20 protein-coding genes and 1 pseudogene are annotated in these 22,208 nt (G+C 68.9%); 10 read left to right on the forward strand and 11 right to left on the reverse strand.

Annotated features, from left to right (window positions below):
• Positions 1 to 6 precede the first annotated feature (6 nt).
• The gene (locus ACFQS9_RS08780; RefSeq protein WP_378403593.1) at positions 7 to 765 is read left to right on the forward strand and encodes an SDR family NAD(P)-dependent oxidoreductase; all 759 of its coding nucleotides are present in this window, start codon (positions 7 to 9) and stop codon (positions 763 to 765) included.
• Here the strand turns inward: ACFQS9_RS08780 and ACFQS9_RS08785 are convergent.
• The 4 genes from ACFQS9_RS08785 to ACFQS9_RS08800 all read right to left on the reverse strand — a co-directional run bounded on the left by ACFQS9_RS08785 (position 762) and on the right by ACFQS9_RS08800 (position 5,280).
• Positions 762 to 1,844, reverse strand: a complete 1,083-nt coding sequence (locus ACFQS9_RS08785; protein WP_378403594.1) for a type IV toxin-antitoxin system AbiEi family antitoxin domain-containing protein — start codon at positions 1,842 to 1,844, stop codon at positions 762 to 764. The genes ACFQS9_RS08780 and ACFQS9_RS08785 overlap by 4 nt on opposite strands.
• A gap of 111 nt (positions 1,845 to 1,955) precedes the next feature.
• Positions 1,956 to 3,128, reverse strand: coding sequence for a DDE-type integrase/transposase/recombinase (locus ACFQS9_RS08790; protein ID WP_378403596.1), 1,173 nt, complete (start codon positions 3,126 to 3,128; stop codon positions 1,956 to 1,958).
• Between the two features lie 146 nt (positions 3,129 to 3,274).
• Complete coding sequence (locus ACFQS9_RS08795) at positions 3,275 to 4,084, reverse strand: SDR family oxidoreductase (RefSeq protein WP_378403598.1); 810 nt, start codon at positions 4,082 to 4,084, stop codon at positions 3,275 to 3,277.
• Positions 4,081 to 5,280 carry an acyl-CoA dehydrogenase family protein gene (locus ACFQS9_RS08800; protein WP_378403600.1) on the reverse strand — a complete coding sequence of 400 codons (1,200 nt, stop codon included), beginning with the start codon at positions 5,278 to 5,280 and terminating at the stop codon, positions 4,081 to 4,083. Before ACFQS9_RS08800 ends, ACFQS9_RS08795 begins: the two co-directional genes overlap by 4 nt.
• Positions 5,281 to 5,357: 77 nt before the next feature.
• Between ACFQS9_RS08800 and ACFQS9_RS08805 the strand changes: the two genes are divergently transcribed.
• The 5 genes from ACFQS9_RS08805 to ACFQS9_RS08825 are packed head-to-tail and all read left to right on the forward strand — an operon-like array spanning position 5,358 to position 11,038.
• Positions 5,358 to 6,935: a FadD3 family acyl-CoA ligase gene (locus ACFQS9_RS08805; RefSeq protein ID WP_378403688.1), complete on the forward strand. Its 1,578-nt coding sequence runs from the start codon at positions 5,358 to 5,360 to the stop codon at positions 6,933 to 6,935.
• The gene (locus ACFQS9_RS08810) at positions 6,932 to 7,795 is read left to right on the forward strand and encodes an enoyl-CoA hydratase (protein ID WP_378403601.1); all 864 of its coding nucleotides are present in this window, start codon (positions 6,932 to 6,934) and stop codon (positions 7,793 to 7,795) included. The genes ACFQS9_RS08805 and ACFQS9_RS08810 overlap by 4 nt, the downstream gene beginning before the upstream one ends.
• A complete protein-coding gene (locus tag ACFQS9_RS08815; RefSeq protein ID WP_378403603.1) occupies positions 7,795 to 8,934 on the forward strand; it encodes an acyl-CoA dehydrogenase family protein in 1,140 nt (379 codons plus the stop codon). Before ACFQS9_RS08810 ends, ACFQS9_RS08815 begins: the two co-directional genes overlap by 1 nt.
• Positions 8,931 to 9,920, forward strand: coding sequence for an acyl-CoA dehydrogenase family protein (locus ACFQS9_RS08820; RefSeq protein WP_378403605.1), 990 nt, complete (start codon positions 8,931 to 8,933; stop codon positions 9,918 to 9,920). The genes ACFQS9_RS08815 and ACFQS9_RS08820 overlap by 4 nt, the downstream gene beginning before the upstream one ends.
• The gene (locus tag ACFQS9_RS08825) at positions 9,917 to 11,038 is read left to right on the forward strand and encodes an acyl-CoA dehydrogenase family protein (protein ID WP_378403606.1); all 1,122 of its coding nucleotides are present in this window, start codon (positions 9,917 to 9,919) and stop codon (positions 11,036 to 11,038) included. The genes ACFQS9_RS08820 and ACFQS9_RS08825 overlap by 4 nt, the downstream gene beginning before the upstream one ends.
• A 69-nt stretch (positions 11,039 to 11,107) precedes the next feature.
• Here the strand turns inward: ACFQS9_RS08825 and ACFQS9_RS08830 are convergent, their stop codons facing one another.
• Positions 11,108 to 12,280, reverse strand: a complete 1,173-nt coding sequence (locus ACFQS9_RS08830; RefSeq protein ID WP_378403607.1) for a cytochrome P450 — start codon at positions 12,278 to 12,280, stop codon at positions 11,108 to 11,110.
• 135 nt (positions 12,281 to 12,415) lie between these two features.
• Between ACFQS9_RS08830 and ACFQS9_RS08835 the strand changes: the two are divergent.
• Together ACFQS9_RS08835 and ACFQS9_RS08840 are read left to right on the forward strand one after the other, a co-directional pair.
• A pseudogene (locus tag ACFQS9_RS08835) lies at positions 12,416 to 13,260 on the forward strand (SDR family oxidoreductase).
• 47 nt (positions 13,261 to 13,307) lie between these two features.
• Positions 13,308 to 14,003, forward strand: coding sequence for an acetoacetate decarboxylase family protein (locus ACFQS9_RS08840; protein WP_378403689.1), 696 nt, complete (start codon positions 13,308 to 13,310; stop codon positions 14,001 to 14,003).
• Positions 14,004 to 14,006: 3 nt separating this feature from the next.
• Here ACFQS9_RS08840 and ACFQS9_RS08845 read toward each other — a convergent pair whose 3' ends face one another.
• Together ACFQS9_RS08845 and ACFQS9_RS08850 are read right to left on the reverse strand one after the other, a co-directional pair.
• Entirely contained in the window at positions 14,007 to 14,450 is a 444-nt protein-coding gene (locus ACFQS9_RS08845) for an SRPBCC family protein (RefSeq protein ID WP_378403609.1), read from the reverse strand.
• Between the two features lie 256 nt (positions 14,451 to 14,706).
• Entirely contained in the window at positions 14,707 to 15,924 is a 1,218-nt protein-coding gene (locus ACFQS9_RS08850) for an MFS transporter (RefSeq protein WP_378403611.1), read from the reverse strand.
• 118 nt (positions 15,925 to 16,042) lie between these two features.
• Between ACFQS9_RS08850 and ACFQS9_RS08855 the strand changes: the two genes are divergently transcribed.
• Positions 16,043 to 16,549 (forward strand): MarR family winged helix-turn-helix transcriptional regulator, encoded by a 507-nt coding sequence (locus ACFQS9_RS08855; protein ID WP_378403613.1) that lies wholly within the window; start codon positions 16,043 to 16,045, stop codon positions 16,547 to 16,549.
• Between the two features lie 151 nt (positions 16,550 to 16,700).
• Positions 16,701 to 18,755: a neutral/alkaline ceramidase gene (locus tag ACFQS9_RS08860; RefSeq protein WP_378403615.1), complete on the forward strand. Its 2,055-nt coding sequence runs from the start codon at positions 16,701 to 16,703 to the stop codon at positions 18,753 to 18,755.
• A 70-nt stretch (positions 18,756 to 18,825) separates the two neighbouring features.
• Here the strand turns inward: ACFQS9_RS08860 and ACFQS9_RS08865 are convergent, their stop codons facing one another.
• The 4 genes from ACFQS9_RS08865 to hsaD form a co-directional block, all read right to left on the reverse strand.
• On the reverse strand, positions 18,826 to 19,677 hold the full coding sequence (locus ACFQS9_RS08865; protein ID WP_378403617.1) for a hypothetical protein: 852 nt from the start codon (positions 19,675 to 19,677) through the stop codon (positions 18,826 to 18,828).
• Positions 19,678 to 19,816: 139 nt separating this feature from the next.
• Positions 19,817 to 20,386 (reverse strand): 3-hydroxy-9,10-secoandrosta-1,3,5(10)-triene-9,17-dione monooxygenase reductase subunit, encoded by a 570-nt coding sequence (gene hsaB, locus ACFQS9_RS08870; RefSeq protein ID WP_378403619.1) that lies wholly within the window; start codon positions 20,384 to 20,386, stop codon positions 19,817 to 19,819.
• Between the two features lie 14 nt (positions 20,387 to 20,400).
• Positions 20,401 to 21,300: an iron-dependent extradiol dioxygenase HsaC gene (gene hsaC, locus ACFQS9_RS08875; RefSeq protein WP_378403621.1), complete on the reverse strand. Its 900-nt coding sequence runs from the start codon at positions 21,298 to 21,300 to the stop codon at positions 20,401 to 20,403.
• Positions 21,300 to 22,208, reverse strand: a complete 909-nt coding sequence (gene hsaD, locus ACFQS9_RS08880) for a 4,5:9,10-diseco-3-hydroxy-5,9,17-trioxoandrosta-1(10),2-diene-4-oate hydrolase (protein ID WP_378403623.1) — start codon at positions 22,206 to 22,208, stop codon at positions 21,300 to 21,302. The genes hsaC and hsaD overlap by 1 nt, the downstream gene beginning before the upstream one ends.

Below are 22,208 nucleotides of genomic sequence, written 5' to 3' on the forward strand. Positions count from 1 at the left end.
ATTGGGGTGCAGCAAAACACTTGCGCCGTTGTCACCGGTGGATCGGGCGGCATCGGCATCGAGATCACCCGGCGGCTCGCCGCGCAGGGGCTCCCCGTCGCGTTCACCTACCGCTCCGGCGCCGACCGCGCCGCCGCCCTGGTCGAGGAGATCACCGCGGCAGGCGGCCGGGCCCGCGCCGATTCCGTCGACCTGACCGACCGCGAGCGGGTCGCGCAGTGGGCCGCGGAGGTCCGCGCCGAACTCGGCGATCCGTCGGTGCTGGTGCACGCGGCCGGTCCGCACATCCCGATGGTGCACCTGTCCAAGGTCTCCCCCGACACCTACTCCGAGCACCTCGGCGCCGAGGCCACCGCATTCTTCGCGCTCGTGCACGGGCTGCTCCCCGGCCTCCGCGCCACCCGCGGCTCCGTCGTCGCGGTGACGACCGCCGCCACCGACCGCTACCCCGTCCGGGACGGCCTCTCCTCCGGGACCAAGGGCGCCGTCGAGGCCCTGGTCCGCGCGTTCGCCGCCGAGGAGGGCCGGTTCGGTGTCCGCTTCAACTCGGTCGGGCCGGGCATGCTCACCGACGGGATGGCCGAGCGCCTGATGGGCAACGCGGACCTCGACGAGCGCGCGCAGGCGGTCGCGATGAGCCGTATCCCCCTGCAGCGCTTCGGCTCCGCGGCCGACATCGCCGAGGCCGTGTGCTTCCTCGTGAGCGAGAAGGCCGGCTTCATCACCGGCCAGAAGCTCAACGTCGACGGCGGCTACACCGTCTAGGCGGCTCCGCCGCCCGTGCGCGGTTGACGAGTGTCAGGACTCATCCGCCGCGCACAAGCGCGACAGGTATTTTCGTCGCGCCTGATCCAGCCCTCCCGGCGCAGGACCCGCTCGACGTCCTGCGCGACCCCGCACGGGTTCCCGGTGACCTCCTCGAAGCCGAACACCAGCCGAGGCCGGTCGGCGAGTTCGGCCGCGTTGTCGCGCCGGCGGTCCCGGAACGCCACCTCGCGCATGGAGTGCGCCCGGCGGCCGTCGAGGCGAACGATCAGCGGGACACCGTGCTCGGTGTAGTCGCAGTCCTCCCAGAGCGTCCGACCGTCGACCACCACGGGCGCCTGCCGCCGAGCCATTGGCAGACCGTGGGCATGCTCCACATCGACCGCGAAGTGGTACTCGAGCATCGACTGGACGCCCTCGGCCATCAACCGCACAGCCGCCTCGAGCGCCTTCCGGTAGCGGCGCGGGGTCCGCTCCTGCATCCGGCGCCGGATGTCGTCCAACCGGACGCGAGCGTTGGTGACCGTGCGGATCAGGCTGACGTATGCCTCGCGCGCCGAAGGCTGGGCGATGGCGACGTCGAGCGCGGTGTCCGCGCGGGTCGTGCGCGGCGGCAGGAGGTCGGCGGCGCCGATGTGCCGTTGAGCCCGCGACCGATGTACCACCACACCGGGGTGCAGGACACTCCCCTTCGCGGGCACCACGTGGTCGGCATCGACCGCGTGTCCGACCACTGTCGCGGCTTGACCGATCGCGGAGACACCGTAGGGAACGGTGACATGCACGGGGCCGGCCTCGTCCACCGGTGCCATCCCCCACAGCTCTGCCGCGGTCCGGTGGCTGAGCAGCGCCGCGGTCCCACCGTAGAGCAGGGCCGCCTCGAGGATCGCCTCCCGGGTGAGGAGGCCCGAGGTGATCGCGTACACCCCGTGCAACACCCGCTGCCAACGCCCGGTTTCGACGCGCTGCCGTGTTCGCGACGGCGGGAATCCGAGGGCGTGCAGTTGCGCGGCGGTGACCAATCCGTATTGCCGGTCGACGAGGATCTGAAGCGCTGCGGGCGAGAATTCTGCGGGCATGCCGACGACACTGGCGTCGGGCACCGACCGAATCGACGAGTGCGGGCCGGGTTATCCACAGGCGCTACGCGCCTGTGCGTGGTTGACGAGTGCTGACACTCGTGTCCTGTCTCAGGACTTCGCTGACACATCTGTCTCAGAACTTCGCTGACAGGTGGTCGGTAGTGGCTGCGATCGTACGTGGCGATTGAGGGTGAGCTCGCGGGCGACGACGTCACCGATGATGACGGTGACGTCGTCGCCGCGCCAGTGCACGGTCGCGGTGGTGTTCGCCCACTTACGGCCGATGGTGATGGCGTGCCCGTCGAACTGGACGATGCCGGTCGGTGACACCTTCCGGGTCGTGGTGCCGGGCCGGTGTTTGGGTTCGGGTGTCGCGGTGACCACAGGTGTGGCGTCGTAGACCTGTTGGGGTGTCCGGCCATCGAGAGACTGGTGACGGCGGCTGTTGTAGACCGTGCGGTACTTCTCGAGCAGTTCGTCGAGCTCCTCGAGCGTCTCCGGGGTCGCTCTGGCCCGGAGCCACTTCTGCAGCGTCTGATGTGAGCGTTCGTTCTTGCCGCAGGTCTGCGGGTGGTAGATCGACGAGGTGATCGTCTGGACACCGGCGTCCGCGAGTCGCCGTTCCAGGGCCGATGTGCCGCCGCGGTGGCGGGAGGAGAACGCGGTCCCGTTGTCGAAGAGCACTCTGACCGGTAAGCCGTAACCGGCGAACGCCTGCTGCAGCGCCCTCCATGCCTCATCACCGTTCTCGCTTGTGGCGGAGCAGGTTCCGACGTCGAGTCGGGAGTGGTCGTCGAGGATCTGCAGGATGCACACCTTCTCCCCGGTCGCGAGGTAGAACTCCATTCCGTCGATCTGCCACAACCCGCCGGGGTCTGAGTATTCGAAGCGTCGCCGCGGCTTGGGGCGTTTGCGGGGCTCGGCGACGATCTGCCCGCGTTCGGTGAGGATCCGATGGATGCTCACCCGGGAGGGCAGGGGTTCGAACCCCATCTCATCGAGGCGCCAACGGATCGAGATCGGCCCGTTGTCCAGGCCGGCGTCCGCGAGTTCCTTGCGGGCCCGTAGCACCGCCTCGTGCACCACCCCGTCGAACCGGGTCGGGTGATGCAGCGGGGCGGTGCTACGGCGGGTGAATCCGTCGGCGCCCTCGGCCCTGAATCGTCGTAGGTACTTGTAGAACGTCTGCCGGGAGATCTCACGCTCGCGGCAAAAGGCGGCCACGTCGATGCGGTCGCCTCCCGCCACGGACGCGATCGTGGCCACGAACGTCGGATCCATCGAAAACCCTGCTCCGTTCATCCCCGCACCTCACGGGGCAGAACTGGTCAGTGTCAACGATGTCCTGAGACATCAAGTGTCAGCGATGTCCTGAACCACGACACGAGTGCTGACACTCGTCAACCACGCACGGGCGGCGCAGCCGCCTAGGCCCGCTGGCTGGAGATGGAGACGATCTCGCCGGTGAGGTAGGTGGTGTAGTCGCTGGCGAGCATCGCGATGGTCGCCGCGATCTCCCACACCTCGGCCGCGCGGCCGAAGGCCTCGCCCTCGGCCAGCTTGTCGAGCAGTTCCTCGCTGGTCACCTTCGCCAGGAACGCGTGGCGGGCGATGGAGGGGGCGACCGCGTTGATGCGGACGCCGTACTCGGCCGCCTCGATCGCGCTGCACCGGGTCAGTGCCATCACGCCGGCCTTGGCCGCGGCGTAGTGCGCCTGCGAGTGCTGCGCACGCCAGCCGAGCACGGAGGCGTTGTTGACCAGGACGCCGTTGTGCTCGACCGACTTGAAGTACCGCAGCGCCGCGCGGGTGGCACGGAAGGTACTGGTGAGGGTGATGTCGATGACGCGGTCCCACTGCTCGTCGGTCATGTCCACGACCGGCGTCTCGCCGCCGAGCCCGGCGTTGTTGACCAGGACGTCGATGCGGCCGAGCTTCTCGGCCGAGCCGGCGATCAGCGCGTCGACCTGCTCGGTGCTCGAGACATCGCAGACGAACGACTCGACCTGCTGGCCACCGAACTCGGCGGACAGCTTCTCGACGGTCTCGCCGAGGCGACGCTCGTGGAAGTCCGAGACCAGCACGTCGGCACCCTCGAGCAGCGCCCGGCGCGCGGTGGCGAAGCCGATCCCGGTGCCCGCGGCCGCGGTCACGACGACCTTCTTGCCCTTGAGCAGGTTGTGGCCCTCGATCTCGGCGGGAGCGACTGCCAGGGGGGACTTGAGGGATGTGGTCACGGTCGAGCCTCTCGGGGAAGTCCGAGCACCCGCTCGGCGATGATGTTTCGTTGGATTTCGTTCGAGCCGCCGTAGATGGTGTCGGCCCGGCTGAACAGCCACAGCCGCTGCAGATCGTTCAGTTCCTCGCCGGGCTCGGTGTCCTCGACCCCGACCAGTGACGCGGCGCCCTGCACCTCCATCGCGAGCTCGCCGAGGCCGCGATGCCAGTTTGCCCACAGCAGCTTCGCGACGGACGCCTCGCCGCCGTTCGCGCTGGCGTCGACAGCCGCGAGGGTGCGCAGCGCGTGGGCGCGCATGACCTGCAGGCCCATCCAGGCGCGGGAGATCTTGGTGCGGATCGCCGGGTTCCTGGCGGCACCGTTGCGCTCGGCCAGTTCGACGATGGACTCGAGTTCGCGGGCGAAGCCGATCTGCTGACCGAGGGTGGAGACGCCACGCTCGAAGGTGAGCGTGCCCATCGCGACACCCCAGCCGTTGCCCTCGCCGCCGACGACGAGGTCCGCGTCGGTACGGGCGTTGTCGAAGAACACCTCGTTGAACTCGGAGGTGCCGGTGAGCTGGATGATCGGCCGGACCTCGACGCCCTCCTGGTGCATCGGCACCAGCAGGTAGGACAGGCCCTTGTGCCGTGACGACCCCGGCTCGGTGCGGGCGACGACGAAGCACCAGTCCGACAGGTGCGCGAGCGAGGTCCACACCTTCTGCCCGTTGACGACCCACTGGTCGCCCTCGATCCGGGCGGTGGTCGACACGTTCGCGAGGTCGGATCCGGCGCCGGGCTCGGAATAGCCCTGGCACCACAGTTCGGTGACGGTCTTGATACCCGGCAGGAAGCGTTGCTTCTGCTCCTCGGTGCCGAACGCGATGAGCGTCGGGCCGAGCAGTTCCTCACCGATGTGGCTCACACGTGCAGGCGCGTTCGCCCGCGCGTACTCCTGATGGAAGATGATCTGCTGGCTCAGCGTCGCCTCGCGTCCGCCGTACTCCTTCGGCCATCCGAGGCAGGTCCAGCCGGCGGCGGCCAGGTGACGATCCCACTCGAGCCGCTCCTCGAACGCCTCGTGTTCACGCCCCGGTCCACCGAGGCCCTTCAGCTCGGCGAACTTCCCTGAGAGGTTCTCCTCGAGCCATTCGCGCACTTCTTTGGCGAAGGCCGCGTCGGCGGCCCCGCTCTCACCCTGGCTAACGTCCACAGCGATACGGTACCCTACCAAGCACTTGCTTTGTATAGAGGTTCTGCCTCGCCATAGGAGAGATTGTGAGCACAGATGTGACCACCGAGCCGCGGACGACCCCGGCCGCGCTGTGGCGCGCGGCGGAACAATTCGGGTCGAACGAGGCTGTCGCCGACGGATCGGACCGCACCACTTACGCCGAATTGCTCGACCGCGTACGCACCGCCGCGCGGGCGCTGATCGCCAAGGGTGTCGAGGCCGGCGACCGTGTCGCGATCTGGGCCCCCAACACGCACCACTGGGTCGAGGCGTTCCTCGCCGCCCAGTACGTGGGCGCGACGCTGGTCCCGATCAGCACCCGTTACACGGGTCACGAGGCGCTCGATCTCCTCGAGCGCACGCACGCCAAGGCCCTGGTCGTCCCGGCCAGATTCCTCAAGGCCGACCGTCTCGCGAACCTCCTCGACGCCGCGGGCCCCGAGGGCATTCCGGCGCTGAAGCTCGTCGTCCGCACCCCGGCCGACGACCCGGCGGCCGACGCCCCCACGACGACCTTCCCCGGCGGCGAGATCCTCGAGTGGGACCAGCTCGCCGCGGCGGCCGAGCCCGTCACCGTCGAGGCCGCTGACGCGCGGGCCCGCGCCGTCCACCCCGACGACGTCGCCGACATCCTGTTCACCTCCGGCACCACCGGCAAGAGCAAGGGCGTCATGACCGCGCACCGGCAGACGGTCGGTATCGCCGACGCGTGGGCGGACTGCGCCGAGGTGACCGGCGACGACCGCTACCTGGTCGTCAACCCCTTCTTCCACACTTTCGGCTACAAGGCCGGACTGATGGTCTGCATCCTGCGCGGCGCGACGATCGTGCCGGCCGCGGTGTTCGACGTGCCGACCATCATGGCGGCGATCGCCGACGAGAAGATCAGCGTCCTGCCGGGCGCCCCGACGATCCACCAGATGATCCTCGACTTCCCGACCCGCGACGACTACGACCTGTCGAGCCTGCGGATCGCCATCACCGGCGCCGCCGCGGTCCCCGTCGTCCTTGTCGAGCGCCTGCAGTCCGAGCTCGGCTACGACGCGGTCCTCACCGCGTACGGCCAGACCGAGGCGGTCGTGGTGACGATGTGTCGCACCGACGACGACCCGGTCACCGTGTCCACCTCCTCGGGCCGGGCCATCCCCGGTATGGAGGTGCGGATCGGCGAGCACGGCGAGATCCTGGTGCGCGGCGAGAACATCATGCTCGGCTACCTCGACGACCCCGAGGCGACCGCAAAGACGATCGACGCGGACGGCTGGCTGCACACCGGCGATATCGGCGTCCTCGACGAGCGCGGCTACCTCGACATCACCGACCGCCTCAAGGACATGTACATCTCGGGTGGCTTCAACGTCTACCCCGCCGAGGTCGAAAACACCCTCGCCCGTATGGATTCCGTCGCCGAGGTCGCGGTCATCGGCGTCCCGGACGAGCGGATGGGCGAGGTCGGCCGCGCGTACGTGGTGCCGAAGCCGGGCGCCGCGGTGACCGAGGACGAGGTGATGGGGTTCTGCAAGGAGCGGCTGGCGAACTTCAAGATCCCGCGCGAGGTGCGGATCGTCGACGGCCTGCCGCGCAACCCGTCCGGCAAGGTGCTCAAGAACGACCTGCGCGAGGGCAAGGCATGACGTCTCCTTCCGCGCTCCCCGACGAGGGCGACGTCGTCACCTACGAGGTCCGCAATCACGTGGCGTTCGTGACGCTGAACCGTCCGGACTACCGCAACGCGCAGAACTCGGTGATGACCTACGCGCTCGACGCCGCCTTCGAGCGGGCCGTCGAGGACGACGACGTGAAGGTGATCGTGCTGGCCGGCAACGGCGAGCACTTCAGCGCCGGCCACGACATCGGCACCCCCGGTCGTGACCATCACGTGCACTACGAGAACAAGGCCGCGCTGTGGTGGGACCACCTCGGCAAGGACGGCGGCGAGCAGCGGTTCTCCCGCGAGACCGAGGTGTACCTGGGGATGTGCCGCCGCTGGCGGGAGATCCCGAAGCCGATGATCGCGCAGGTCCACGGGGCATGTATCGCCGGCGGCCTCATGCTCGCCTGGTGCTGCGACCTGATCGTGGCCTCCGACGACGCGTTCTTCGCGGATCCCGTTGTCCGGATGGGCATCCCGGGTGTGGAGTACTTCGCGCACCCGTGGGTGCTGGGGTCGCGTTTCGCGAAGGAGATCCTGTTCACCGGTGACCGGTTCTCGGCGCAGCGCGCGTACGAGGTCGGCATGGTCAACCGGGTCGTCTCCCGCGACGACCTCGCGGCCGAGACAAGCGAGCTGGCCGCCCGGATGGCACAGATGCCGCGGTTCGGGCTGGCGCTGACCAAGAAGGCCGTCAACCAGTGCGAGGACCTGATGGGTCAGCGCGCCGGCATGGATTCGGTGTTCGGCCTGCACCACTTTGCCCACGCCCACAACGCCGAGATCGGCCGGGACTCGCTGGGTGGAATGGACGTCAACAGTATGAAAGCGAAGGCGAAATAGTGGATCTCGAACTGGATGAAAAGGCCCGCGCCTTCCAGCTGGAAGTGCGCGAATGGCTCGCGGCCAATGTCCCGGCACAGCCGCTGCCGTCGATGGACACCGCGGAGGGCTTCGAGGCGCACCGCGCGTGGGAGCACAAGCTGGCCGACGCCCGCCTGTCCACCGTCGCGTGGCCGGCGGAGTACGGCGGACGCGACGCCTCGATGATCGAATGGGTGCTCTTCGAGGAGGAGTACTACAAGGCCGGCGCCCCCGGCCGGGTCAGCCAGAACGGCATCTTCCTGTTCGCGCCGACGCTGTTCGAGCACGGCACCGAGGAGCAGCTCGCGCGCATCATGCCGCGCATGTCCCGCGCCGACGACATCTGGGCGCAGGCCTGGTCCGAGCCGGAGGCTGGCAGCGACCTCGCCGGTATCCGCTCGACCGCCCGCCGCACCGAGGGCGGCTGGATCCTCAACGGGCAGAAGACGTGGAGCTCGCGCGCCACATACGCCGACTGGGGCTTCGGCATGTTCCGCACCGACCCGGAGGCGCAGCGCCACAAGGGCCTGACCTACTTCATGTTCCCGCTGAACCAGGACGGCGTCACCGTGCGCCCGATCCCGCAGCTCGACGGCGAGCCGGGCTTCGCGGAGATCTTCTTCGAGGACGTCTTCGTCCCGGACGCCGACGTCGTGGGCGCGGTCAACAACGGGTGGGGCGTGGCGATGAGCACCGCCAGCAACGAGCGCGGCCTGTCGCTCCGCAGCCCCGGCCGCTTCATGTCCGCCGTCGACCGCCTCGTCGAGGTGTGGAAGGCCAACGCGGACTCCACCGACACCGCCGCCCGTGACCGCGTCGTCGACGCCTGGATCGGCGCCGAGGCCTACCGCCTGCACACCTGGGGCACCGTCACCCGCATGCTCGAGGGTGTGCCGCTCGGGGTCGAGGGCTCGATCAACAAGATCTTCTGGTCCGAGCTCGACGTCCGTATCCACGAGACGGCCCTCGACCTGCTCGGCGCCGACGGCGAGCTCGCCGGCCGGTGGCAGGACGGCTACCTGTTCTCGCTGTCCGGCCCGATCTATGCCGGCACCAACGAAATTCAGCGCAACATCGTTGCCGAGCGGCTGCTCGGACTCCCGAAGGCGGATCGATGAAATTCTCCCTGTCCACCGAGCAGCGTGACTTCGCGGACAGCCTCCGCGGCCTGCTCGCCGGCGCCAACACCCCGGCCGTCGTTCGCTCCTGGGGTGAGAACGACACCGCCTCCGGTCGTGAGCTGCTGACCCAGCTCGCCGAGACCGGCGTGACCGCCCTCGCGGTGCCCGAGGAGTTCGACGGCATCGCCGCGCACCCCGCCGACCTGGCTGTCGCGTTCATCGAGCTGGGCCGCGCCGCGGTCCCCGGACCGCTCGTCGAGACCGCCGCCGCGGTCCCGGCGCTGCTGTCCGCGCTGGGCGACCAGTCGCTGGCCAAGCGGTTCCTGCCCAGCATCGCCGAGGGCACCTCGCTCGCGTCGCTGGTGCTCGAGCCGTCCACCCCGCGGGCACTCGACGCGGACCTCGCCGACCCGGTCCTGCGGGTCTCGGGTGACACCCTCGAACTGGTCCGCGCGACCACGCAGCTCGAGTCGGTCGACCCGGCCCGCCGCCTGTTCGAGGTCGAGGCCGTGGAGACCCTGACACAGGGACCCGACGTCGCCGCGGCCGCCGAGAAGGCCTACGACCTCGCGGTTCTCGCGGTCTCGGCGCAGCTGATCGGCGCCGGTCACGCGATGATCGACACCGCCACCGAGTACGCGAAGAACCGTGCGCAGTTCGGTCGTGTCATCGGAAGCTTCCAGGCCGTCAAGCATCACCTCTCCGACGCGAAGGTCGCCGTCGAGATGGCGACCCCGCTGGTGTACGGCGCGGCGATCTCCCTCGCCGAGGGGTCCGACACCATCGCCCGCGACACCTCGGCCGCGAAGGTCGCCGCCGCGAACGCGGCCTACCTGGCCTCACGCAAGGCGCTCCAGGTGCACGGCGCGATCGGTTACACCCTCGAGTGCGATCTGTCGCTGTGGCTGACCAAGGTGCGGGCACTGCAGTCCGCGTGGGGCACCGCCTCCGCGCACCGCGCACGGATTGCGAGCGCGCTGTGAGCGGGGTCGGAGTGTTCACGGAGGAGCAGCTCGAGCTGCGAAAGACGGTCGCCCAGCTGCTGGGCAAGCGCGCCGACGCGGCCGCGCTGCGCAAGACACTCGAGTCCGGCGAGGCGTTCGACCGCGGTCTGTGGGACGTGCTGTGCCAGCAGGTCGGTGTCGCGGCGCTCGCGATCCCTGAGGAGTTCGGCGGCTTCGGCGCGACCCTCGTCGAGCAGCACCTGGTGCTCGAGGAGCTCGGCGCCGCGCTGACACCGTCGCCGATGTTCGGTTCCGCGGTGCTGGCCGCGCAGGCGATCCTGGCGACCGGCAACACCGCGGCGTGCGAGCGGCTGCTGCCCGGCATCGCCGAGGGCTCGTCCGTCGCCGCGCTCTGCTGGGTGGGCCCCGAGGGACATTGGCGCAGTGACGAGGTCGCAGCCGCGGCGTCCGGAAGCGAGGCAGACGGGTACACCGTCTCGGGCACCGCGCACTACGTGCTCGACGGCGATCACGCCGACGTGCTGATCGTCGCCGCCTCGGTCGACGGTGTCATCGGTCTGTTCGAGGTGGACCCGTCCGCCGACGGCGTCGTGCGCCGCCAGCTGCCGACGATGGACCTGACCCGTCCGATGTCGTTGGTGGAGTTCACCTCGGCGCCGGCCGTGCGCCTGACCGAGGGCGACGCGTCCGCGGCGCTCGAGCGGGCCCGCACCGTCGCGATCGTCGCGCTGTCGGCCGAGCAGGTCGGCGCCGCGGCGCGCTGCCTGCAGATGACGGTGGACTACAGCAAGGACCGCGTCCAGTTCGGTCGCGCGATCGGCAGTTTCCAGGCCCTCAAGCACCGGATGGCGGACCTGTACTTCCTGGTGGAGACGGCCCGGTCTGCGTCGTACGCGGCGGTGTACTCGCTCAGTGAGGGCCTGCCGTCCGCGGCTGCGGACGCCGCGGTCGCGAAGGCGTACTGCTCGGAGGCGCTGCTCGCGGTCACCGGTGACGCCATCCAGCTGCACGGCGGCATCGCGATCACCTGGGAGCACGACGCGCACCTGTTCTTCAAGCGCGCCCACGGCAGCGCGCAGCTGCTCGGCCAGCCGGAGCAGTTCATCAAGGAGATGGAGTCGCTCGCGGGCCTGTAGGCGGCTCCGCCGCAGTGGTGCGGTTACGGACGCTGACGACTCCGTAACCGCACCACTGCGCGAAGTGCATCACCAGCGGACCGGCATCTCCTCTAGACCGGTGACGTGGCTGGCGGGCCGGACAGGCAGCGGCCCGTCGGTGGCCAGCTCCATCGCCGGTATGCGTTCGAGCAGCCGCTCGAACATCATCCGGCCCTCCAGACGGGCCAGCTGGTTGCCCAGGCAGAAGTGCGATCCGAACCCGAACGCGATGTGTGGGTTCGGATCCCGGGCGACATCGAACACCTCGGGGTTCTCGAACACCGTCTCGTCGAAGTTCGCCGACTCGAACAGCAGCATGATCTTCTCGCCCTCGCGCAGCCCGGTCCCATGGAACTCGACGTCCCGGGTCACGGTGCGGCACATGTTCTTCACCGGCGACACCCAGCGGAGCATCTCGTCGAGCGCCTGCGGGACCAGCGACCGGTCGGCGACGAGCCTGTCGCGCTGCTCCGGGTTGCGCAGCAACTGCTCCATGCCGCCGCTGAGCACGTGCCGGGTCGTCTCATCGCCGCCGATCAGGATCAGCAGTGTCTCGGCGACGATCTCCTCGTCGGCGAGCCGCTGTCCGTCGATCTCGGCGTGCACAAGAACACTGGTGAGGTCGTTGGTCGGCGCCGCGCGCCGCTCCTCGATAGTCCGCATGGTGAAGTCGACGTACGCTCCGTACGACGACATCATCCTGTCGATCGTGTCCGCGGAGACGTTGCTGCCCTGTCCGTTCATCAGATCGTCGCTCCACCGGAGGAACATCGCGCGTTCCTGCGGCCGCACGCCGAGCATGTCGCCGATGAGGGCCATCGGCAGCGGCGCTGCCAGATCCCGGACGAAGTCGCACTCCCCCCGGTCGATCACCGCGTCGATCAGCTGGTCGCAGATCCGGCCGATGTCGTCGATCTTCGCCTCGATCCGCTTGCGGGTGAAGCCGGTGTTGACCAGCTTGCGCCGCTGCAGGTGATCCGGGTCGTCCATGTCGATCATGTGCGGCAGCGGGCCGATCTCGGGACGGATGCCGCCGGCGTTGGAGAACAGCCCCGCATCGCGTTCGGCGTCCACCACCGCGGTATAGCTCGCCGCCGCCGCCATCCCGGTCCGATCACGGAATACCGGCTCGTTGGCCCGCATCCACGCGTAGTCCCGGCGCGGATCACCGAACTCCCCCGCGTAGAACCGTCCGTCGGCCAGTTCGATGTCGGGTCGCATGCCGTCCACTCCCTCGCTCCGCCGTTCTTCGAACCTGCTCGCACCGGGTGAATCGAGCCTATTCCTGCCAGCGGCATTGCATATCCAAATCGCCGCGGCGGTGGTAGAACAGGTTGCACAACGGAGGGAGTCGCGGTGGACGCGAACGGCACGGGTGCTGTGCGGGGCAAGTCGATCCTGGTGACGGGAGGCGGCAGCGGAATCGGCCTCGGTGTCGCCTCCCTGCTGGCCGGTTCCGGCGCCCACGTGACCATCTGCGGACGCTCCGAGGAGAAGCTGATCAAGGCCGCCGCGTCGGTCACGCCCGCCCACGACGGGTCGATCACCCATCACGCCGCCGACGTCACCGACGAGGACGCGGTGATCGGCGCGGTCGCGGCCGCCGCGGCAGTGACCGGTCGCCTCGACGGGGCGGTGGCCTGCGCAGGCGGCAACGAGACCATCGCCCCGGTGACCCAGATCGACGTCGATGCCTGGCGCCGCACCGTGGAACTGAATGTCACCGGCACCATGCTCACCCTCAAGCACTCCGCCCGCGAGCTGGTCCGCGGCGGCGGCGGATCGTTCGTCGCGATCTCCTCCATCGCGAGCAGCAACACCCACCGCTGGTTCGGCGCATACGGCGTCTCGAAGTCCGGCGTCGACCATCTCGTCCAGCTCGGCGCGGATGAACTGGGCGCCAGCAACGTCCGGGTCAACTGCATCCGACCCGGGCTCACCCGCACCGATCTGGTCGCCCTGATCACCGAGGGCGGGCCACTGCTCGAGGACTACCAGGCCTGCACTCCCCTGCCCCGCATCGGCGAGCCGGAGGACATCGCGGCACTGGCACGGTTCCTGCTCGGCGACGAGTCCACCTGGATCACCGGCCAATCATCAACGTCGACGGCGGCCAGATGTTGCGGCGCGGACCCGATTTCAGCTCGATGCTCGAGCAGGTCTACGGCGTCGACGGCCTGCGCGGCGTGGTGACGCAGTGACCTCCCACAGCGCCACCTCCCACGACGTACTCGGCAAACGCGTCGAAATGCCGGTGCAGATCCGGCAGGCGACGGCGTTCATGGCCATCTACTCGGTCCCGACCGCCCCGGCGCAGGCGCTGATCGACCACACCGGGCTGGAGATCCTCCGGTATCGCCCCGGCCGCGGACTGTGCGCGCTGGTGTTCGTCGACTACGTGGACGGAGACCTGGGCCCCTACAACGAGTTCGGTGTCTGCTTCATGGTCCGCAACCATCGCGACATCGGCAGGCCTTCCGTCGTATCGGACCTCAGGTCGCTGGCGACCGGCCGGGCGGGCGCGCTGATCCATCAGCTGCCCGTCGACGGCGAGTTCACGATGGCGGCCGGTCGTGGGATCTGGGGATTTCCCAAGGTGCTGGCGGACTTCGAGGCCGATCACGCGAGCCGGTCCAAGCGGGCATCGGTCAGCCAGGACGGCCGGCTGATCGCCGAACTGCGCATCAAGCCGGGCTTCGCACTGCCCGGATCGGGAGGCGGCACCGCCGTCGAGGCGTACTCACATCTCGACGGTGTCACCCGGCACACCCCGTGGGACATGAACCCGTCCGGCGTCCGCTCCCGGATCGGCGGCGCGACACTGACATTGGGGTCGCACCCGATTGCCGACGAGCTGCGCGTGATCGGACTGCCGCGCCGCGCGCTGATGACCACCACCATCCCTGACCTGAAGATGACGTTCGGCGACGCGAAAACGGTGTGAGCGTCAGGATTCCAGGATCGTCTTCGCCTTCGCGAGGCTACCCCGGACGTCGTGTGAGTGGAGCTTCTGCACAATGGGATCGGCGAACTTGAACAGGCCGGTGCCGGCCTCGGCCTCCGAAAGCCAGGTCACGCGGGTACCCGCACCGTCGGCGGCGAAGTCCAGTTCGCGCTCGTAGCCGACCTTCGACTTCTTCGAGCGGAACCCGAGATGCTTGTTCGCCTGGTAGTCGGTGAGTTCCTCGGTAGCCTCCAGCCTCAGTCCGGCGACCTTTGCCGTCAACGACATCACCGAACCGACCTCGTCCGGCTTGCCGGATTCCTGCGCGTAATCGACGAGGTTGCTGTTCCAAGCGGGGGCGTTTTCCGGGTTCGACATGTAGTCGAATACCTCCGCGACCGGGCGTGCGATGGTGATCGATTCCTCGGTCTTCAGTGTCTTGGCCATGATGATCCCTGCCTAGCTCCGCTTTTCGTTACCACTGCACCGCGCAACATGATTCGGCGCGGACTCACCCCGGAAACCACTCGGCGTTTCCCGGGAGACGGCTGGCGCAACTCGGCATCGCCACCGTGGCCGACAAGGTCGCCCGGTGCGTGATCCGATGATTTCCCATCGATACTTCTGGCAGTTCCGATAGTAGACCCGCAGGTCGGATGACAATAGTCCCGCTGCCCCGCCGCGCGCCGAATCCGGATGTCGGTCAGCTCAGGGCGATCAGGGCTGCGATCGCCGGGCCGAAGGCGCCGCCGAGCTGGTAGCAGAGGTTGAAAAGGCCGATTGCGGTGGGGCGCTGCGATTCCGGTGCGGCACCGGTCGCATAGACCGACAGCGTGGCCTGCCCGGCGGTGGTGGCGAAAACGGCCAGCGTGGCCGCCAGCAGGAGCAGCGGCGCCCACGGCGCGAGGCAGGCGGTGAGCAGAGCCAGCGTGCCGACGCCGATCAAGGCGGCGAGAACTCGAGCCCGGCCGATCCGCGCCGCGGCGGTGGCCAGCAGCAGGGAGAGCACGGAGCCGATCAGCAGGGCGACGAGCTGGCCGGCTCCGATGATCGAGCTGGACCAGTCGGTCCGATCGCGCAGCAGCTGCGGGATCGTGAACAGCAGTGCGAAGTACGAGGTCGCGAGTGCGCACACGAGCGTCACCGAAAGGGTGAAGGCCGGGCTGCGCAGCAGGGCCGCGGGCACGAAGCCGTCGGGACGCCGTCGGATGTGGGCCGCCAGGAGGGCTCCGATCACCAACGCGGCGGCCACGGCCGGTGCCGGGTACCGGGGAATGAGGACCAGGGCGGTCGCGGTGAGCACGAGCAGTGCCGCGCCCTGCGCGTCGAAGGGGGCGGAGGGAGCGGGTGCGAAGGCCGGCTGGTGGCGGACGACGGCCGGGATGGCAAGGAGAGCCACGAGCGAGATCGCAAGCGCCGCACGCCAGGACGCCACGTCGGCGATCAGCGAGCCGAGCAGCGGCCCCGTCGCGCCGAGGATTCCGAAGCCCGCGGTGATGACGCCCATCCTGCGCGCCGAGCCCGCGAGGGTCATCGCGACGGTGGCCAGGCCCGCTCCACCGACCGCCTGGGCCGCGCGGCCGGCCATCGCCAGCGGCAGCCAGGGCGCCACGGCGACGAGCGCGGTGCCTGCCACGATCAGCGCGGCGCAGACGCCGAGGGTGAGCCGCGGTCCGCGGCGGCGCAGCAGCGCGGCCATCAGCGGGGTGCCGACCGCCATGGCCCAGGCGAAGACCGTGACGAGCCAGGTCGCCGTCGCAGTTCGGACGCCGAACGAGTCGGCCATCTCCGGAAGGATCAGGACCGGGCTGTTCGCACTGGCGGCGAGCGGCGTCGCCAGCAGTGCCAGCCAGAGCGCCGGGATCTGTCGCGCGGGGACGGCGCGGGATTCGTCGGGACGTGTGCGGGTGAGCAGTGTCATGCCGGCTCCTGTCGTTCAACCTTGACTGTCTTAATGTTGAAATAAATAGAAGCAGACAGCTCTCTCGACGTCAAGTATCTTGAGGTTGAGATAAATTGCCGACGTGGAAGGAGAACCGATGAGCGACGCCGTAGACGCGATCCTCGATCAATGGGCCGAGGAGCGCCCCGACCTGGTCGAGGAGTTCTGGCCGGTTCAGCTTTTCGCCCGGGCGCAGCGATTGGCGCGGATCGTGGACAAGTCAGCCAAGGCCACGGCCGCGCAGCACGGCCTCGAGGCAGGCGAGTTCGACGTCCTCGCCACCCTGCAGCGATCGGGGCCGCCCTACGCTCTGACGGCGGGCGCCTTCATCAAGGCCTCGATGGTGACCTCCGGCGCGATCACCAACCGCATCGACCGCATGGAGGCCAAGGGGTTGGTCGAACGCGTGCGAGACGGCGAGGACCGGCGCATCGTCAAGATCCGACTCACCGAGCAGGGCCAGGAGGTGGGGCGCGGGGTGATCGAAGCCCACTTCGCGAACTACGCCCTCCTGCTGGCCGACGTCGATCGAGGGGTGTGCGACGAGACCGCCGACGGACTTCGGCAGGTCCTGGAGGCTCTCGGCGACACCAGCATCGAATGACCCGAATCAGCCTTCGCCGCATCGCGTTCTGATCCCGCCGAAGGCCGCGGACGATATGTCGCCGAAGGGTCTTGCCAACCGGGCTGCGGTGGTGTGTGCTGTCATCTGGACACTTGACCAACACGGTGCCCGATTCCCCGAAAGGATCCCAGTGGTCACGATCAGTCGACGGACTGTGCTCGCGGGTGCCGCGGCAGGCCCCGCGTTCGCCGCGATCGGCGCGGGCCCCGCCCTCGCCTCCACCCCGTCCCCCGCCGGCCGACGCCGCGCCCCGCAGGGCGCCGGACTCCGTGTCGGAGTCGGCATCTCGGACGTGACCGGCCCGGTGGCCGAGAACGGGATGATGGGCTACTCGAGCTTCGAGCAGGTCGCCCAGGGCCTGCACCAACGCACCCGCGCCCGCGCGTACGTGTTCGCCGACGCGGCCGACGCGCGCGTGGTCTACGTCTGCGTCGACACCTGCATGGTCTTCCAGTCCGTGCACGACGCCGTCCTCCGGCGCCTGCACGATGCCTTCGGCGACACGTACACCGAGCGCAACGTGATGCTGACCGCTGTGCACTCCCACGCCGCGTGCGGCGGGGCGTCGCACGACTACGCCTACAACCTGGCGATCATGGGTTTCCAGCAGCAGGTCTTCGACTCCGAGGTCAACGGCATCGTCGAGGCGATCACCACCGCCCACAAGACCCTCTCCCCCGGCTCCGTCGCCTACGGCCGCAGCGAGCTCACCGATGCCAGCGTCAACCGGTCCCGCGTGGCGTTCGACCGGAACCCGCAACGCGACAAGGACTACTACCCACTGGGGATCGATTCGTCGATGCGGACCCTGCGGATCAGTCAGGGCGGCAAGGACATCGGCGCCATCAACTGGTTCGCCACACACTGCGCGTCCCTGACCAACGAGAACTACCTCATCTCGGGCGACAACAAGGGCGCCGCGGCCTATTTCTGGGAGCACGACCTCGAGGGCGTCCGCTACCTGGACGGCGCCCCGGACTTCGTCGCGGCCTTCCCGCAGACCAACTCCGGCGACATGTCGCCCAATCTGCATCTCGAGCCCGGCAAGGGCCCGACCGATGACGAGTTCGAGAACACCCGGATCATCGGCGAGCGTCAGGTCGCCGCGGCGCGCAAGGCCTACGCCGACGCCGACCCGATGTCCTCGACCACCGTCGACAGCCGGGTGATGTACCTCGACATGGCCGATCAGGTCGTCGACGGCCGCTTCACCCCCGACGGGCAGCAGCGCCGCACCGCGCCCGCATGCGTCGGCGCCGCGATGAGCGCGGGCAGCATCGAGGACGGCCCCGCGATCCCGCTCTTCCCCGAGGGCGCTCGCAACCCGATGGTCGATGCGCTCGGCGGGATGAACGCCCCGGTCCCGAACTGGCTGGCGGACGCCCAGGCACCCAAGCTGGTCCTGGTCCCCGTCGGCCTGCTCCCGCCGGACGGCTGGGTACCCCACGTGCTGAAGATCCAGATCATCCGGATCGGCGACATCTACGTGGTCGGCGGGCCCGCCGAGTTCACCATCGTCTCCGGCCTCCGCATCCGCCGCACCGTCGCCGAGGAACTCGGCGTACCCCTCGAGAACGTGATCTTCCAGGGCTACGCGAACTCCTACTCGAGCTACTGCACGACGCCGGAGGAGTACGAGGCCCAGCAGTACGAGGGCGGCTCGACCCTGTTCGGCCGCAACACCCTTCCGGCCTACCAGCAGGGCTACGCCCGGCTCGCGGTCGCCCTGCGCACCGGAGGCGAGGTCCCGCGCGGACCGGCACCCCGCGACATGTCCGCGTTCCAGCCGAACTTCGTCGCCGGCGTCACCTTCGACGAACCCACGCCCGGACGCCGGTTCGGCGACATCCTGGTCCAGCCGAACCCACGGACCGCGGCCGGTGAGCAGGTGGTCGTCGAGTTCGTCACCGGCCACCCCAAGAACAACCTCCGCCACGGTGCGACCTTCCTGGAGGTGCAGCGCCGGGACGGCGGGCGCTGGATCCGGCACGCCGACGACGGCGACTGGTCCACCAAATACCGCTGGCGGCGTGAGGGCCAGAACGGATCGATCGCCCGGATCACCTGGGACGTGCCCGCGGACACCCCCTCGGGCCGCTATCGGATCCAGCACTTCGGCGATCAGAAGAGCCGCGACGGCAAGATCTCCGAGTTCACCGGCACCTCCGCGGAGTTCACCGTCTGACACGCTCTCGCCCGCCTCGAAGCCGAGGCGGGCGAGGGCGTCCGCGGGTCGGACACGAGACCCTGCGCGGTCAGCCCGCGGGGATGACGAAGGTGTCGTTGACGAAGCGCTCCGCGCGACCGGAGAAGGCGACACCGTTCGCGCTGTCCCCGCCGAGAATCCGGTGCACCACGGTGCCCTCCGGAGCAATCACGGTCCCCACACCCGCCGCGGGGCGGTCGATCGTCATGTTCGCGTTCGTGGTGACCACGTAGCGGCCCTGCGCATCCCGCGTCCACAACTTGTACACAATCCCGGGGTTCGGTACCCGCACGTCGTCGGGAAGCAGTGACGGCGTCAACTGTGCGGTGGCCGCGGTCGGCGCAAGTTCACCGCCAGCCGTCGCCGAGGCGAGCCTGCCGAGCTGATCGGGCGCGCCGAGGTCGAGGGTGATGTCCACGAGCTCACTGCGATAGCCGAGCCCCGACTTGAACTCGGACAGCAACTCATTCGTGTCCAACTGCGAGATCATGTAGATGTTCTCGGCGAGGGCCTCACCCAGGCGCGGCGACGCGATCGGCCGCGGCGGCTCGACCGACAGCGCGGCTTCGGACAGGTGGAATCGGCCGATCTCGGTTCCGTTCACGTTCGCACCCGCGCAGGTCGAGGTCTCGACCAGCATCGTGGGCAGCGCGGCGAGGGCGAACCCGGCCGGGAGCATCGCCCGTGCCCTCTCGGCCTGCCCCGGGTCGAGCGGGATCGTGACACCCAGGTTGGCACATGACCGTGCCTCCACGACCCCGACATGCGTCGCGCCAGCTGCGGCCGGATCGGCAGCGGCAGGTGCGACGAGGATCAGGGGAAGGGTGAGCGCACCCATCACACCTGCCAACGCCTGTCGTCGTCCACAGGACACGTGCATCGCGTTCCGCCTCTCTGTCATGAGAACCCTACGGTCTCACCGGATTCACCGGCACCTCAGCCGAGTTCGAGGTCTGAGCCGACTCGCGGCCCCGCCCCGTGAAACGACTGAAGGGCACCTCCCCTCACAGAGGTGCCCTTCAGTCGTCTTCGGTGGTGCCCTACAGCCAGGTGTCCTCGGTCGTCGCGGTGAGGAACGCCTCCAGGTCGTCGCGCCAGGGCGCGGGGACCGTCTTATCCGGCTCGATGCCGGTGTACTGCCCTCGGTAGAACAGCAGCGGACGCTCGGTCTTGATCTCACTCATCGAGTGCACCCGACCGAACACCACGAAGTGGTCGCCGCCGTCGTGCACGGTCTCCACCGTGCAGTCGATGTGTGCCAGCGACCTGTCGATGATCGGTGACCCGAGAGGCGATGCCTCCCAGGAGATTCCACCGAACTTGTCCGGTTCGCGGGAACCGAACCGGGCACACACCTCCTGCTGCTCCTCCGCGAGCACGTTGACGCAGAACCTGCCGCTGCGCTCGATCGCCGCCCAGGACCGCGACGCCTTGGTCGGGCAGAACAGCACCAGCGGCGGATCCAGCGACAGCGCCGCGAACGATTGGCACGCGAAGCCGACCGGCTCGCCGTCGTCGACCGTGGTGATGATGGTGACGCCGGTGCAGAACTGGCCGAGCACGGTGCGGAACTGGCGCGGATCGATCGTCGCGCCAGTCTCTGATGCCACCTCGGAGGAACTCACTACTTCATTCCCACCGTGAAGTCGTGACCCCACAGGCTCACCGCGGTGCTCTCCCGAGCGATCCAGCTGTCATCCTCGACTTCGAGCCCCTCACAACCGAATTCGATATCAAAGCCGCCCGGCGTCTTCATGTAGAACGAGAGCATCAGGTCGTTGACGTGCCGGCCGAGGCTGGCCGACATCTTGACCTTCTTGCGCATCGCGCGATCCAGGCAGAGGCCGACGTCGTCGGAGTTCTCCACCTCGACCATCAGGTGCACGATGCCGGTCGGGTTCGGCAGCGGCAGGAACGCCAGGCTGTGGTGGCGCGGGTTGCAGCCGAGGAACCGGAGCCAGGCCGGGTCTCCGTCGGCGGGCCGCCCGACCATCTGTGGAGGCAGTCGCATCGAGTCGCGCAGCTTGAACCCGAGCACGTCGCGGTAGAACCGCAGCGAGGCCTGGTCGTCGTCCGTGGTGAGCACGACGTGACCGAGGCCCTGCTCGCCGGTGACGAACTTGTGTCCGTACGGGCTCACGATCCGGCGGTGCTCAAGGGCAGCGCCGTGGAACACCTCGAGCGTGTTGCCGGAGGTGTCCTCGAAGACGATCAGCTCGGCGACCCGACGGTCGGCGATCTGGTCGGCCGTGCCCTCCTTGAACGGAACGCCCGCCGCGGACAGGTTGTCCCGGACCTCCTGCAGGTCGGCCGCATTGGCCGTCTCCCAGCCGGAGACCATCAGCCGGTCGCGCTCGCCCGGCACGATCACCAGGCGGGCCGGGAAGTCGTCCATCCGCAGGTAGAGGGAGTTGGCGTCGGTGCCCTTGCCCTCGATCATGCCGAGGACCTTCAGACCGTACTCACGCCAGGCCGCCATGTCGGTGGCCTCGATGCGCATGTACGCGAGCGAACGAATACCCATCAGTTGCCTACCTCTCGGGCGGAGCCTCGGGGAATGTCACTGTCGAGAAGGAAATCACTTGCCAGACGGTTGAACTCGTCGAACTTCTCGAGTTGCGCCCAGTGCCCACAGCCGCCGAACACGTGCAACTGCACCCGCGGGATCATCTTGAGCGCCACCAGCGCACCGTCGATCGGGTTCACCCGGTCCTCGCGGCCCCAGATCAGCAGCACGCGCTGACGCAGCTTGTAGGCGTCGCGCCACAGCATGCCGAGCTCGAACTCGGAGCTCGAGAACGACTTGCCCATCGCTTTCGCCGCCGCGAGCGACTCCGGCGTGCTGGCCGCGGCGAACCGCTCGTCGATCAGCTCGTCGGTGATCAGCTTCTGGTCGAACACCATGATCCGCAGGAACGCCTCGAGGTTCTCCCGCGTGGGCTGGTAGCTGAACTTGCCGAGGTTCTTCACACCCTCGGTCGGGTCCGGCGCGAACAGGTTCACGCTCAGGCCGCCGGGGCCCATGAGCACCAGCCGTCCGGCACGGTCCGGGTAGTCGAGCGCGAACCGCACCGCCGCGCCGCCGCCGAGCGAGTTGCCGAGCAGGTGAACGCGGTCGGTGATCTCGAGGGTGTCGAGCAGGTCCTTCAGCGCCGACGCACTGTGGCGGAAGTACTGCGGGTGCTCGGTCGGCTTGTCGGACTGACCGTAACCGGGCTGGTCCACCGCGAGCACGTGGAACTTCTCGGCCAGCACGGGGATGTTCTTGGAGAAGTTCGACCAGGAGGACGCGCCCGGTCCGCCGCCGTGCAGGAGCACGATCGTCGGGCCGTTGCCGACGCCCGCCTCGTGGTAGTGCAGCTTGAGATCCGGACGGACCTGGGCGTACCTCGAGGTCGACTCGAAGGTGATCTCGGCTTCTGTCGTCGTCAC

Origin of the sequence: Rhodococcus daqingensis (assembly GCF_042665615.1) — a bacterium.
GTDB lineage: Bacteria > Actinomycetota > Actinomycetes > Mycobacteriales > Mycobacteriaceae > Rhodococcus_G > Rhodococcus_G daqingensis.

Excerpts from the sequence above, each read along its gene's own strand:
- ACFQS9_RS08785 (WP_378403594.1), bottom strand. The coding sequence starts at position 1,844 with ATGCCCGCAGAATTCTCGCCCGCAGCGCTTCAGATCCTCGTCGACCGG.
- ACFQS9_RS08790 (WP_378403596.1), bottom strand. The coding sequence starts at position 3,128 with ATGGATCCGACGTTCGTGGCCACGATCGCGTCCGTGGCGGGAGGCGAC.
- ACFQS9_RS08810 (WP_378403601.1), top strand. The coding sequence starts at position 6,932 with ATGACGTCTCCTTCCGCGCTCCCCGACGAGGGCGACGTCGTCACCTAC.
- ACFQS9_RS08820 (WP_378403605.1), top strand. The coding sequence starts at position 8,931 with ATGAAATTCTCCCTGTCCACCGAGCAGCGTGACTTCGCGGACAGCCTC.
- ACFQS9_RS08830 (WP_378403607.1), bottom strand. The coding sequence starts at position 12,280 with ATGCGACCCGACATCGAACTGGCCGACGGACGGTTCTACGCGGGGGAG.
- ACFQS9_RS08840 (WP_378403689.1), top strand. The coding sequence starts at position 13,308 with ATGCCGGTGCAGATCCGGCAGGCGACGGCGTTCATGGCCATCTACTCG.
- ACFQS9_RS08845 (WP_378403609.1), bottom strand. The coding sequence starts at position 14,450 with ATGGCCAAGACACTGAAGACCGAGGAATCGATCACCATCGCACGCCCG.
- ACFQS9_RS08850 (WP_378403611.1), bottom strand. The coding sequence starts at position 15,924 with ATGACACTGCTCACCCGCACACGTCCCGACGAATCCCGCGCCGTCCCC.
- ACFQS9_RS08855 (WP_378403613.1), top strand. The coding sequence starts at position 16,043 with ATGAGCGACGCCGTAGACGCGATCCTCGATCAATGGGCCGAGGAGCGC.
- ACFQS9_RS08865 (WP_378403617.1), bottom strand. The coding sequence starts at position 19,677 with ATGACAGAGAGGCGGAACGCGATGCACGTGTCCTGTGGACGACGACAG.
- hsaC (WP_378403621.1), bottom strand. The coding sequence starts at position 21,300 with ATGGGTATTCGTTCGCTCGCGTACATGCGCATCGAGGCCACCGACATG.